The 13,897-nt window shown below is 50.9% G+C and carries 13 protein-coding genes; 1 reads left to right on the top strand and 12 read right to left on the bottom strand.

The window, feature by feature from the left end:
• Window positions 1–4: 4 nt before the first annotated feature.
• Complete coding sequence (locus TALK_RS03145) at window positions 5–547, bottom strand: TRAP transporter small permease (protein WP_211274762.1); 543 nt, start codon at window positions 545–547, stop codon at window positions 5–7.
• Window positions 548–677: 130 nt separating this feature from the next.
• Entirely contained in the window at window positions 678–1,814 is a 1,137-nt protein-coding gene (locus tag TALK_RS03140) for a C4-dicarboxylate TRAP transporter substrate-binding protein (RefSeq protein ID WP_085615805.1), read from the bottom strand.
• 210 nt (window positions 1,815–2,024) lie between these two features.
• On the opposite strand from TALK_RS03140, the gene TALK_RS03135 reads away from it, so the two are divergent.
• Window positions 2,025–2,693, top strand: a complete 669-nt coding sequence (locus TALK_RS03135) for a TetR/AcrR family transcriptional regulator (RefSeq protein WP_169714928.1) — start codon at window positions 2,025–2,027, stop codon at window positions 2,691–2,693.
• A gap of 236 nt (window positions 2,694–2,929) precedes the next feature.
• On the opposite strand, the gene TALK_RS03130 is transcribed toward TALK_RS03135, so the two are convergent.
• From TALK_RS03130 to TALK_RS03085, 10 genes are all read right to left on the bottom strand, one after another.
• The gene (locus TALK_RS03130; protein ID WP_085615801.1) at window positions 2,930–3,322 is read right to left on the bottom strand and encodes a DoxX family protein; all 393 of its coding nucleotides are present in this window, start codon (window positions 3,320–3,322) and stop codon (window positions 2,930–2,932) included.
• Entirely contained in the window at window positions 3,319–3,513 is a 195-nt protein-coding gene (locus TALK_RS03125; protein WP_085615799.1) for a DUF1427 family protein, read from the bottom strand. The genes TALK_RS03130 and TALK_RS03125 overlap by 4 nt, the downstream gene beginning before the upstream one ends.
• Window positions 3,510–3,737: a XapX domain-containing protein gene (locus TALK_RS03120; protein WP_085615797.1), complete on the bottom strand. Its 228-nt coding sequence runs from the start codon at window positions 3,735–3,737 to the stop codon at window positions 3,510–3,512. The genes TALK_RS03125 and TALK_RS03120 overlap by 4 nt, the downstream gene beginning before the upstream one ends.
• On the bottom strand, window positions 3,734–5,362 hold the full coding sequence (locus tag TALK_RS03115; protein ID WP_139833724.1) for an MFS transporter: 1,629 nt from the start codon (window positions 5,360–5,362) through the stop codon (window positions 3,734–3,736). Before TALK_RS03115 ends, TALK_RS03120 begins: the two co-directional genes overlap by 4 nt.
• A 40-nt stretch (window positions 5,363–5,402) precedes the next feature.
• Window positions 5,403–7,271: an amidohydrolase gene (locus tag TALK_RS03110; RefSeq protein WP_085615795.1), complete on the bottom strand. Its 1,869-nt coding sequence runs from the start codon at window positions 7,269–7,271 to the stop codon at window positions 5,403–5,405.
• A 153-nt stretch (window positions 7,272–7,424) separates the two neighbouring features.
• Window positions 7,425–8,102 (bottom strand): hydrolase, encoded by a 678-nt coding sequence (locus TALK_RS03105; protein ID WP_085615793.1) that lies wholly within the window; start codon window positions 8,100–8,102, stop codon window positions 7,425–7,427.
• Window positions 8,103–8,373: 271 nt separating this feature from the next.
• On the bottom strand, window positions 8,374–9,210 hold the full coding sequence (locus TALK_RS03100; RefSeq protein ID WP_085615791.1) for an alpha/beta fold hydrolase: 837 nt from the start codon (window positions 9,208–9,210) through the stop codon (window positions 8,374–8,376).
• A 132-nt stretch (window positions 9,211–9,342) separates the two neighbouring features.
• Window positions 9,343–10,263, bottom strand: a complete 921-nt coding sequence (locus tag TALK_RS03095) for an alpha/beta hydrolase fold domain-containing protein (protein ID WP_085615789.1) — start codon at window positions 10,261–10,263, stop codon at window positions 9,343–9,345.
• A complete protein-coding gene (locus TALK_RS03090; protein ID WP_169714927.1) occupies window positions 10,260–10,817 on the bottom strand; it encodes a helix-turn-helix domain-containing protein in 558 nt (185 codons plus the stop codon). Before TALK_RS03090 ends, TALK_RS03095 begins: the two co-directional genes overlap by 4 nt.
• 93 nt (window positions 10,818–10,910) lie before the next feature.
• Window positions 10,911–13,442 (bottom strand): ATP-binding protein, encoded by a 2,532-nt coding sequence (locus tag TALK_RS03085; RefSeq protein WP_085615785.1) that lies wholly within the window; start codon window positions 13,440–13,442, stop codon window positions 10,911–10,913.
• Window positions 13,443–13,897: the final 455 nt, after the last annotated feature.

Here is a 13,897-nt window from a genome sequence, read left to right as displayed (position 1 = left end):
CCTCTTACAGCGCCCGCCAGCGGGTCACCGATTTCAACAGATTGCACAGGATCGCCAAAAGGCATCCGATAAAACCGATCGGCAACGCCCAGCGGCTTGGCCAGACATAAAACAAAAAATTAGACATAATGGTTTCTTGGGAGGCCGTCGCCCGCAGGGCGTCAATCATGCTCTGCCAAGCCAAAAGGCCGAAAAACACAAACCCCGCAAGGCAAGCCAAAATGTAAAGTACGACTTGCGCAGAACGCGGCATTTGCTGAACGAACAGATCCACACGGATGTGCTCGTTGTGCATTTCGACATACCCAAATGCCAGAAAAATAGCGCAAACCATGTAGTAATAGGAAACGACCTCAAGCGTCCCGATGATCCCGGCATTTGATACAGATCGCAGCAGCACATCGGCTGTCACATGAAGCATCATCAGCACGACAAAAATCGCCGATATCACAAGAAACGCCGTATTCAACCAGGTTACAAATCGATACATCAGGTTTGGCTCTGCCAATGTGGCATCGTCCAAATCATGATTGGGATTGAGGGGCATCGGGACCGCTCCGCTTCATGCCGAGATTGAAATTCGAAATCAGCCAATGCCATAGCCCCCTGAACGGGACATCGGGATCATTGGTCTGCCAAGGCAAGTGCCGCATCCAAAAGGACACGGCACTTCTGCCTTAATTGACGCCGTAGGTTGCGGGATCAAGGGTTCCGTAAATTTCCTTACGCGCAATAGCATCCAGGGCATCAATATCGGTACGATCCACATTTTCAAGCAGGCCTTCCCACTTGGCATAGGTGAACCGGAAATCATCAATCAGGGACATACCATCGGCTACGCCATATTTGTCTTCGGCGACCGTGTAGATATCACCGAGCACTTTTTCGCGGAAAGCTTCAACCGAGGCCATCAATTCCGCAGACGGCTGATAGATTTCGTTGCCCTTTGCTTTTGCTTCGTCAAGAGCAGCGTTAGAACGGGCAAGATAGTTTACGACCATGCTCGACATGGCATGTGCCGTCGCATCCATCAGTTGCTTGCGCTGGGTTGTGGTCAGACCAGACCAGAACCCGGCATTAAAGCCCCATTCAGGACCGGACCAATACATGCCCGTTGAAAGCTCGGTAGTGTAAGGCGCGACCTCCCACAGGGAGCGGTCAATCAGGTCATTCGCAGCATTTGTTGCACAATCAAGAGTGCCGCGTTCAAGTCCGGTATACATTTCGCTCGACGGAACGTTAACTGGAATTCCACCGACTTCTTCGACCCATTTAGAAACGCTCGATCCTGCTGTTCTGATACGTTTCCCTTTGATTTCCTCAAGCGTACGCACCGGCTTGCTGCAGAACAGAATATATGGAGGAGTAGCATAGGCCCCAAGATAAACGATCCCGTTATCCGCCCATTCCTTTTGCTGAACCTCGTTATGAATGCTGAAATCAGCGACAGCGAATATCGCAGTCAAAGGATCCGAATAGTTAAATCCCAACTCCTGCACAGCATTCGCAACCGGCAATTCTGACGGCGTATAAACTGCAGCAATATTTGCAACATTGGCAATATTATCGCGTGCCCCCTGAAGGCTGGCCCGTGGTGCAAGAAGCACCGTACCGGTATAAACTTCGGGATTAAGGTCCCCACCCGAAATTTCGCGTACGGTGTCGGCCCATTCAACATAACCAAATTTACTCAGCGGGTGCTCTGCATCATAGAAAGAATTAGCAATAAAATTGGTTTCTGCATGCAAAGGCAAAGCACTCCCGGCAGCCATTAGGGCTGCTATGAACGGGGTGATTGTTTTTTTATTGAGCATTGAAGTCTCCTGATTCAGATCGTGAGATAGCCATCCTGGTCTGACAAATTTCCTCACCGGTTTAACGGATCACCGTTATCCAGTTGTTATTTTCAAAAAACATACAGACTGTCCTGCTTGTAAATGTCAACCACTATAAATGAGCTTGTGGGATTTATGCCGGTTGAAATAAGTTGTCACAAACACCGAGCGCAGGAGAGTTACGTCTTAATGGCATTGAAAAACAAGGATTCAGGGCCGCCCCAAGCAACAGCAGAAATGCAACTGGCCCGAAAGCGCAGAACACAGGCTGAGCGCTCCAGCGATACGCGTAAACGCGTATGTCAGGCAACGCTGCAGGCCCTTACTGAAATAGGGTATGAGAGAATTTCGACTCAGGATATCGCCAATCGGGCGAATGTCTCACGCGGCGCCATCACCCATCAGTTCCCAACGCGCAACGAACTGATTGTTGCTGCATTTGAATATCTGATCAATTCTTGGGAATATGAATGGCCATTTGATATCACGCAGGGTCACCCCAGCTTGAAGGCAGATGAGCTGATTGATGTCCTATGGGACAAATTGTTCGCACCAGACAAATATATGGCATCACTTGAACTGATGCTTGCGGCACGACTTGATGATGATCTTGGTCGAAACCTGCGTAATGCAATGTCTCGATGGACGACCAAGCGCGACAATATCATTGCCGAGATTCTTGGCGTCGCTCAGGACAGTGAACGTACGCGTACTTTCATCCAGATTAATCTATGTATGCTACGTGGTCTGGCCGTCCATAAAAGCTTCGACAGCGAACAAAATGCAGCCCGCAAGATGCTTGAGCAATGGAAGGAAATCCTTCGTGAACTGGCAAAATCTGACCAATTTCTGAAATGAGTTACCTAATCTGACATTCTCACATTAACGGGTAACTATCTGGAAAAATGACAAGCCTTCCGGCATGAAAAATATCACGTATCGGCACCGTTTCCCGAATGAACTCATCCGGGAAACGGCGCCCCAAGAATTAAAAGCCGCTTTGGCTGGGCATAAGCACTCCTAAACTCAGGACAAAATTCGCGGTTTTGAAATTGTAAAAAAGGCATTTTTCGAAGCTGTCGGCACCTCTTCCCCTAATCCCGGCATAAGTTCTTATGCAACAAAACAACAAGCAAGAAACCCGCAATGATTGAGGCATGTTCAAGAACTGTCGTGGCCTGAAGTAGCTGATCGATCCCCGAGAAGTTCCAGAAATCATGCGCAATCAGGGTTGCCAGAATTGTGAACCCGGCCAGAAAAACAGCCGAAACCCGCACGAACACGCCCGCGATCAGGGAAAGACTTGCCAGAATTTGAACCGCGATCGTTGACGCAAGGCATAGAGCCGGGAACGGAAGGCCAAGGGCCTCCATTTCGCCAATCCCGCCGGACCAGTCCATCAGCTTTGTCGCGCCGCTAAAAATAAACACCGCAACAAGCAAAATCCGGGCGAGCAAGAAAGTTCCATGATTATAGGTTTGCGTCATTTTACGATCTCGGCCATCGCGAGCATATCCGTGCCAAGGACATAATCCGTCACAAGAAATCCCGTGGTCATAGCCACCACCAAAAGTGCCCCGACAAGTTTGGGCGGAGCAGGCAAGGGAACGTCAAACCATCTGCACCCTGCACCAATGAAAAGCCCCATGCCCAAACCAAGAAAAATATCGGAAATCATTGCTTTTCTCCTACCCCGGATGAACGGCCCGTCGGACCACCACACATTGCCCGCGTCTTGCATTCACGATGCGCACAAAAGCGATCAATCAAGATGTATCCTGTCGTCATCGCCACCACCAAAAGTGCCCCGACAATCACCGGCGGCGCCGGAAGCGGCAATGCCGCCAGACGACACACAACCCCGATGGAAAATGCAATCAGGACTCCAAGAAGCGCCTTCATTTATCCGACCCTTTCCATAAACCGGCTTTGGACTTTGGCGGCATTTTCACCCCAAGCAGATGGGTTACGACCGGCGTGATATCGGGCGCAAGCAATCCACGAATTTCATCCTGAATGATGCGGTCCGCCCCCGAGACACGTTCGTGATGCCGCAAATGATTAAGCCACGATGTCTCAAGGAAATACTCGCTGAACCGGTCCGGATGCTCTGCATCCTGCATGATGCCCCAGCTATAGGCGCCGGACCGCTTTCTTGCATGTGACAGAACCTTGGTCAGTTCAAGAAACCGCTGATGGTTTTCCAATGGCACCTGATAAGCGATCATGGTCATGACCGGGCTGCGTTCATGCGCGTTCTCATGAACCACAACCGGTGACGGCCAGTGGGCAGAAGGCGCAAGATCAAGCTTCTCGCCCTGACCCAGTTTCATCCGCCATGTGATCGGGATCAGGATAAGCGCCCCGACAGCGGCAATGATCAATGCTGCGGGAATTCCAACAGTTTGTGCAACCTGCCCCCAAACGATACTGCCCAGTGACATTGCCCCGAAGAATACGGTGATGAAGACAGACAACCCCCGCGCACGCACCCACGATGGCAACGCGGTTTGCACCGAAGAATTCAAAGTCGAAAGAACCCCTATCCATGACGCACCAGCCAGCAGAGATCCCGCCGCCGCCGCCATAAGATTAGGGACAATTGCAAACACGACCAACACACATGCCGTGCCAAACGTTCCCGCCATCGCAATGATGTCTGGTCCGAAACGACGACGAAGTTTGGGTAATAGAAGCGCCCCCAAAACAGCACCAACACCAACCGCACCGACCAAAATCCCATAACTTCTGGCATCTCCACCAAGCGAGGTTTTGGCAATTAGCGGCAACAATGCCCAATAAGCTGAGGCAAACAGGAAAAAAGACACCGCCCGGATAAGGGTCGCCTTAAGCGGTGCGCTATGAAGGGCATAACGTACCCCAGCGACGATTGCCGGGATAACATGTTCGCGTGGCAAGGCCGAACCACTTTCCGGCGTCATTTTCCACAAAAAAAGCGCCAGGATAATGCCAATAAAGCTGATGGCATTAAGCGCAAACGGCGCATAAATCCCGACCGAAAAAATCAACACCCCGGCAAGCGCCGGACCTATTGCGCGACTAACATTGATGCCCGTTGAATTCAGTGCAATAGCAGACTGCAATGCGTGCCTGGGAACAAGCGATGGCACAATTGCCTGCCATGCCGGGGCAACAAAGGCCGCACAGGTACCCAGAATGAATGTCACGCCAATTAGAACAGTCGGCGTTGCAGCATCCAGATAAACAAGCAATGCAAATGCAGTGGCCGTCGCCGCCATGACCACATTCACAACAATCAATAGCTTCCGCCGGTCAAACATATCTGCCAGCGCACCAGCCAACAGTGCGAACAGGAACACAGGCAATGTCGTTGCCGCCTGAACAAGTGATACCGCAACCGGAGACGGATCAAGCGATGCCATCAGCCAGCCCGCACCAACATCATTCATCCAGGTTCCGATATTGGAAATAACCGTCACAACCCATAGGATTGCAAAAGCACGAGACCGGAAGGGTTCCCACGGGGAAGAAGGCGTGATGAGCATGCCTTCTGTCTGTTTTGAATCTACCATATTTTTCATAGCCTTATACCGCAAAGCAGGAGCAACCAAGAGCGCCCCAAAAGGCTTTCTTGTCGGCGGTAGGGATCGGGCGCGCCCAGGCGATCTGATGATCATGCCCATGCATACCGCAATGGTTGCCACATGCATCATGGCAGGCACGTTCATGCGTCTGGATCGGTGCATTCTGACGCATGGCCGGACTTGCCTCGTGATTTACCGGGCTCCAGGACGGGCTTGCAGGCGGCAAGGCGGGCGAAAGGTCCTGGAATTTACCCTGAGCAAACACGATCTTGCCGCCAACCACGGTCATAACAGACTGGATTTGACGGATATCCTCAGCCGGAACGGTCATAAAATCAGCTGAAAGGACCGCCAGATCGGCATATTTACCAACAGCCAGCGTACCCTTGCTCCCCTGCTCGCCCGAGAACCAGGCAGAACCCTCAGTCCAAAGACGCAAGGCCTGTTCACGGCTAACAAGTTTGTCTTCGTCATAAAGGGCAAGTCCACCGGTGGTTTTCCCCGTGGTCAGCCAGTAAAGCGCAACCCATGGATCATAGGACGCAACACGGGTCGCATCGGTTCCGGCACCAACCGGCACTCCGGCTTCAAGCATTTTCTTGATTGGTGGGGTGTCTTTTGCTGCCTCGCGGCCATAGCGATTGACAAAATATTCGCCCTGATAAGCCATGCGATGTTGAATGGCGATACCGCCCCCAAGTGCCTTGATACGGTCGATATTACGCGCACTGATGGTTTCGGCATGATCAATGATAAAACGGGTTTCAAACGGCTGGCGTCCATTGACGCGCTCAAACACGCCAAGGAAACGATCAATCGTTTCATCATATGTCGCATGAATTCGGAACGGCCAACGATTGGTCGCCAGAAGTTCGACAACCGGTTCCAATTCCTTTTCCATAACCGGCGCCAGATCCGGGCGCGGTTCAAGGAAGTTCTCAAAGTCGGCTGCCGACCACGCAAGGTTTTCCCCCGCCCCGTTCATTTTAAGCCAACTGTCACCGGCATCCGGTTTCGTAATGGTCATCCAGTGTTCGTAATCGGACAGTTCCTGACCTGCCTTCTGGGCAAACAAATTATAGGCGATACGAATGGTCAGTTGATCTTCGTCATGCAATTTACGGATAACGTCATAATCTTCGGGGTAATTCTGCCCACCGCCACCGGCATCAATTACGCTGGTGACCCCAAGACGGTTCATTTCACGCATGAAATGACGAGTTGAATTAATCTGATCTTCTAACGGTAATTTCGGCCCTTGGGCCAACGTGGAATAAAGGATCAAGGCCGACGGCTTTGCGATCAACAAACCAGTCGGGTCACCGTTGCTGTCATGCTCGATCTCGCCACCCAGGGGGTTGGGCGTCCGGCGATTAATGCCCAGCACATTGATTGCCGCCCGGTTCAAAAGCGCACGGCCATAAAGATGCAGGATGAAAACCGGGGTATCGGGTGCTGCCTTGTTGATTTCATCAAGGGTCGGCATGCGGCGCTCGGCAAACTGAAATTCCGACCAGCCGCCGACAACTCGCACCCATTGCGGTGCCGGTGTTCGGTCGGCCTGATCCTTGAGCATCGCGAGCGCATCTGCGACCGAAGGCACGTTTTCCCAACGTAATTCCATATTGTAATTAAGGCCACCACGGATCAAATGCGTGTGACTGTCATTCAGTCCGGGAATTACGCGCTTACCACCTAGATCGATGATCTTTGTGCCGCTGTCTGCCAACGGCATGATCTCGTCATTGCGGCCAACCGCAGCAATGACGCCATCGGTAATCGCAATGGCTTCGACCTCGCCAACATCGGGATCAAGTGTCGAGACTTTGGCATTATGGAAAATGATGTCGGGGGATGAAGTGCCTGTCATGACCGGGCTCCAATCAAATCCACAGAGGGGCAGGAACGGTGGCAAATCCGTCCTTTCCCGTCCGGGCGGGGAAATAGAGTATCGCGAAGGAATGCGGGCGAAGGACACTGAAACGGGGCGCCGGCTTAAACACAGACGCCCGGTTATCAGCAATCAGTTTGCAGGTTTCGGCGCCAGTGTTTCGCCATGCTCAACCCGTTCCGGTGCTTTATGAACCATGGTGTAAGCATAATCGACACCCATGCCATAAGCTCCGGAGTGTTCCTTGACGATAGCCATGACCGCGTCATAGGTATCGCGATGTGCCCAGTCGCGCTGCCATTCAAGCATCACCTGCTGCCAGGTCATCGGAACGACACCGGCCTGCACCATGCGCTGCATCGAATAGTCATGCGCCTCTTTCGAGGTGCCACCAGATGCATCCGCCACCATGTAAATTTCATAATCGCCTTCGGCCATGGCGGCAAAAGCAAAACCATTATTGCAAACCTCGGTCCAGAGACCGGAAACAATGACTTTCTTTTTGCCATTTTTGGCAAGTGCTTCGCGAACTTTAAGGTCATCCCATGAATTCATCGATGTGCGTTCAAGGATCGGGTTTTCAGGGAAAACAGCCAGCAACTCCGGATAGGTATGACCAGAAAAGCTTTCGGTTTCGACTGTGGTGATCGTGGTCGGAATATTGAAGGCTTTGGCAGCTTTTGCCAGCGCCACAGTGTTGTTCTTCAAAACCTGACGGTCAATCGACTGAACACCAAAAGCCATCTGCGGCTGATGATCGATGAAAATAATCTGGCAGTTGTCTTTGGTAAGAAGTTCCGGGCGGTTCATTTTAAAGTCTCCTGTTGATTTTATCTGGCGAAAGGCGCTGGCCTCTCGGTTGTTGCAAATCAACATTGCCCTGAATCTTGCCCCCGGTATTGTATGAGCCTCACATCGTAAATTGTATGATTTTCATGTTTCTATAACGAGTTCAATATCTGAAAAAATGTTTTATTTTAATAGGTTAACTCACATTAAGCATCTCAAACCCCACCGACAAACGACCATAAAAAAAGGCCGATACTTAAAAGTACCGGCCCCATAATCATGCTTTCAGATATCAGCCCTTGATAAAGGCCAAAAGCAATTCATTGATGTCATCCTTGTGCGTGGAACAAAGTCCGTGCGGCGCCCCCGCAATGACTTTCAGTTCACCTTTCGGCAGCAATTTCATCGCGGCCTTTCCCGTGGTTTCAAGCGGGACAATCTGATCGTCATCTCCGTGAATAACCAGGGTAGGGATGGTCATTTTTTTCAGATCTTCGCGAAGATCTGTTTCCGAGAATGCCTTAATGCATTCATACTGGGTCAAAATACTGCCCTGCATACCCTGCAACCAAAATGTATCGGCAAGCCCCTCGGATTCTTCTGTTTCCGGGCGATTAAAGCCATAGAAAGCCGCCGGAAAATCCTTGTAAAGCTGTGCGCGGTTCTTTTGAACACCTTCGCGAATACCGTCAAAAACTTCCATTGGAACACCGTTCGGATTCCAATCTGTTTTGACCATGATTGGTGTTACCGCGCCAATCAAGACGGCTTTGGCAACGCGTTGGGTGCCATGCCGCCCGATATAACGAGCAACTTCGCCGCCACCGGTCGAATGACCAACATGAACGGCATTTTTCAAGTCCAATGCCTTGGTCACAGCCGCAAGATCATCCGAATAATGATCCATATCATTCCCAAAACCCGGCTGTGATGAACGACCATGGCCACGTCGGTCATGGGCAATAACCCGATAACCCTTTTGGGCTAGAAACAGCATCTGATCTTCAAAGGCATCACCATTTAGCGGCCAACCGTGGCTGAACACGATCGGTTGGGCATCCTTGGGGCCCCAATCTTTGAAAAAGATCCGGGTACCGTCGGTGGTTTCGATAAAATTGGAACGGGTCATTATTTTTCTCCTGGTGAAAAATGATCGTCTTGATTTGGGCAAATAAGATCGGTGGATATGTGCACCCCGCCCTTGAGTACCGATTGAAAGCAGGGGTGGTTTCAGCAGTTCCTTGACGATATCTATGCTTGGTCAGGTCGGCCTGACCATTGCGAAGGCCGCAGAAAGCACATTGGTGACAAGGCTGTGTGCCGTTGCCGTGACCGGGCTACCAAACAAGGGAGCAACCCAGCAAAAATCATGAATGGCGCCCAGCACGCAGACCGCAACCGTTTCGACATCCGCGGTAACCAATCGCTGCGCAAATGCCTCGCCTGCTGCCCGAAAGGGGTCGACACCGGCCAGCACAATCAGTGACGGTGGCAACAGCCTTAATTGCTCCAATGACGGATTAAAGTCGGCTGAAAACCTCGTCAAAGTCGGACATGTCAGGCAATAGGACATTTCGTCTTTAATCGCCGCTCCAACGACTGGCGTTAGCAGGACAAGACTGAGCGGCCGGGGAAACGGATCATTTGCCGAGACAACAAGACACTCGATCGCCGCAAGGCTACTGTCGCCATCAGCAATCATTGCCCAACTTTCGGTATCAAGCCCAAACCCTGCCGCCTGACGATGCAGAGTTTCGAGAACCCCACGAACGGCACGAAGGGTTTCCTTCTTATCCGCACCCTGACGGATTTCGGCAAATACCAGACTAAATTGGCTGGCTTGTGCCATTTTCAATGCGGCCATACCGTGCGTTGCCCAGCCATCAACGCCATCTTGCTGATTCCGGCACAGATAGAAAATGAACGCGTTTCGCGCCTCAACCAAACCTGCCGGATGAATGACACGCCAGTTCACACAAGGGGTCTCTTGCGTTTCGATTTGGCGGTAACTTTCCGCGCTTGGAACACAAAGGACAAATTTCTCAAGATCAATTGCACGGATATCGTTGCTGCTTTCCTCGACTCGATCCAAAAATGACCTGATTGTCGGATCAAGCTGACGATGCTTGCTTGCAGCCATCATATGCATCGGCTTGGCCGGATAATCATCTGTGGGGATCATGACGCGCTCGCCATGCTATGGTGGTTCTCAACCTGAAGTTGGTCATTTGCGTGACCGCGCAACTTGCGCCACATCCCCGGCGAAACACCAAACGCAGTCTTGAACCGGTTATTCAGATGGGCCTGATCGGTAAATCCACACGAAAATGCAATCTCGTTGATCGCCATTCGCAGATCAGACGACAGCAATTTTCGCGCCCGCATCAGGCGCCTTTGCATGATGTATGCCTGCGGTGTCAGGCCAATGGTGTTCTTGAATGCCGGACAGAAATATCCCGGACTCAGATTAACCAGACCTGCCATGGTCTGCGTTGATATCCGCTCTTCAAGATTTTCTTCGATGTAGGTCTTTATTTTCCGCAGTCGCCAGCCTGACAGATCCGGCCCGGCATTAAACTTTTTTTCATTCCCGCGATAACGAGCCGCAAATTCTTTCCAGTCAGCACCATAACGATCTGTAACGTCACCGCTGACGCGTATATCGCTTGTACGGAAAGGCACAGGCAACGTGAATTGGGATTTGCCAATCTGTGCAGCTATATGATCAGGCACCATTTTGTGTATCTCCATCTTTCGCCGTTCGCGTTTTGATGAAGACAGATTGCCTGTACCGATTGGGAAGTGTGAGTTATGCGTTGTTAAGAGTTGTTAAGACGCCATAACGGAAGAACAAAACCATTTCACATCAGACACTTGATCAGGATTAACCTGACAAGAACTGCATGCAATTTTAAACATTTCACTCTGCATTTTACTCGACGTTACCGGAAAATCACACCGGCCTTCGATTGCGGCCTCATAGCCATCGGCAAAGTTTCCCCAATGATCAAGTCCCTTGGAATTTGTCTGCGCTCGAAGGGCAATAATCCATTTCCGGGCCAGATCATATTCCTTGTTGGCAATTGCAACCGGAATACATCCGACACCAAGGCCGTAACAAATGGAAAGGGTATGGTCGAGACCAAAGGCATCCTCGGCGCAATCAACTGCAATTTTCATGGCTTCTTCAAGTGCACCTGTCAGCCATTTGATCCGCATCAGCAAACTCATCACGGCGACCTTGCCATCAACCTGTGCATGATTTGCGTGATCGACACGAATGGGGGCTTTATCTGCCTCGATTACCTGCACAAGAAGGATTAATGCGGTTTCATGGTCGCCGCAAAAATGTGTTGAAAGCGCCTTCATATGCAGCCCGGTCGCCCGATTGGCCACACCGTCATCTGGACGAAGACGTCCAAAAAAATCATTCGCGGTCAAAAGACTTTGGTCATAATTACCAGACAGAATCTGTTGCGCCCAGATCCCCCAGATAGCGCGTAAAACAAGGGGTTCATCACGACGACGCTGTGCTATTGCCAACGCCTTTTCAAAGGCATCGCGCATTTCATCACCGGGGCCTTCTTTATGCCAAAGAGCATGACCATAGGCCGCCAACAGCTCAAAAGATCGATCATCCCCGCCATCATATTCGATCGCCGAAAGAAAACGACGAGTATGCGCAAGGAATTCACCAGGAAGGGATAGATGGAACCAAAGCGACGAACTTGCGGCAAGCACCCCTTGGCCCAGCTCGATATCGCCATCTTCGCCAATAGCCCAATCAATCGCCGAAAGAATGTCATCAATATAATGGCTTTTGACGTCAATGCTCGCACGAGATGCCTTACCTTCCCAAACGTCTTTCGTGTCTGAAAACAACGATGTGACATATGTGGCATGTTTCTTTCGAACTGCATTTGCCTCGCCCGAGGTAACCAGTTTTTCCATTGCATACTGGCGGGTTGTTTCCAACAAGCGGTAATACATTTCCCCGTTTCGCGACTGCGGGATCAGCATTGATTTTTCAACCAGATCGACCAGTTCATCGAAAACATCGACGTCACTGATCTTCCCGCCAACCGCAACTGCCCCGGCATCTTCAACATCAAATGCATTACGAAAAACAGACAATCTGTTCAGTACCAGACGAGCACTTTCCCCCAAAAGGTCGTAGCTCCAATCCAGCGTCGCACGCAGGGTTTTATGGCGCGGTATTGCAGTGCGCCGCCCTTTTGACAAAAGATCGAACCGTTCCTTCAGCCCCTCTGCAATGACTGCCGCCGTCAAGACATTCATCCGCGCCGCAGCAAACTCGATTGCAAGCGGCATACCGTCAAGCCGACGGCAAATATCAACAACGGCTGTCCAGTTTTTGGGGCCAAGGACGAAATCATTACGAACCGATTTTGCGCGTTCACAAAACAGTTGGACCGACGGGAACCGCCCGATGTCGTCGGATATTGTTTCCTCATAAACAGGCGGCAATTCCAAGGGGGCAAGGCGGTGTATCCATTCACCCTGCGCACCAAGCGGTTCGCGACTTGTACACAGGATCATCAAATCGGGTAATGATACCAAAAGGTTTTCAGCAATCCGCGATACTTCTTCCAAAACATGCTCGCAATTATCAAAAACCAGCAATGTCGTCTTGCCACGGAACTCTTTGATCAATGCCCCGAACAGGTCCGAAGTTGATGACGTCAAGCCAAGGGAAACAGCAATCGTGGGCGCGACAAGTCCATCGTTACCGATTGGCGAAAAATCAACAAAGAATGCTGCGGCACCCGTTTTTTGCGCCGCAGATCGTCCCGCAGCAATACCGATGGTGGTTTTGCCAATTCCACCCGGCCCTGCAACCGTAATAAGACGCCGGGCAATCAACTCGTCTGACAGAGACGCAATCGTCAAATCCTGCCCGATAATCGCGCCAATTCGTGCTGGCAGGTTAATATTTACATGATCATCTTCGGGGAAATGACTTGAATTTGGCCGCTCACTTCGGCTGACTATCAATGCAAGACGATATCCCCGCCCGGCTTCATTAACGATCACATGATTGCCGTCATCCACAGGCCCCAGAGCCTTTCTCAGTGCCGACAAATGAACGCGAATAGCGCTGTCATCAATGGTTTGACCGGGCCAAACCTGTGCTAACAGCATATCGCGTGAAACCAGTGCCCCATCTGCTTCGGCCAGAACAGCAAGCAAGCTTACAGCCCGGCCACCAAGCTTTAACCGTGTACCGTCGCGGCTGAGATTCTTGTGCGGCATCTCAAGCTCGAATTCACCGAACTTCAGTACATAATGTTTGTCATGTCCCATGCCAAGAAGCCCGCCCTCAACCAGATGCGCGATCACCACGCGCCTTCGGCAGCGCCGCTATACCGGTTCGCGTTCCCCGGCTAGATTTGAACAATTACAACCTATTCGGTTGTTTGTTAACAACGAAACTGTAACAGGTTGTTTAGCATAAGAAAATTCGGACACACCGGCCTTGGCGGAACGCATTCTGCCTACAGAAATTGACACCGCTGAAAATTTACAAGGACCGAGATGATGAACCGCGAGTATGCATCCTAAAAAATTAGGGCAAATGCACGAAAGAAACCCGCACGTTATCGAGCGGATTGCTATTCATCATATAATAATATCATACGTGTCACATGCCAGAAAAGCTGACATTCGAGTTATTGCTAAATCAAATACTTAGCATTCCTGATTGCCATAGAAGTTGGCAGGGATTGTCACAAAAGGTGACAAAAAACTGCGAAATTGACAGAAAAGCCGACATTTCACGAAATACCTTGAAAAAG

Origin of the sequence: Thalassospira alkalitolerans (assembly GCF_002115745.1) — a bacterium.
Classification (GTDB): Bacteria; Pseudomonadota; Alphaproteobacteria; order Rhodospirillales; family Thalassospiraceae; genus Thalassospira; species Thalassospira alkalitolerans.
The sequence above is the reverse complement of the archived record's forward strand: the minus strand, read 5'-3'. Positions and strand labels throughout refer to the sequence as shown.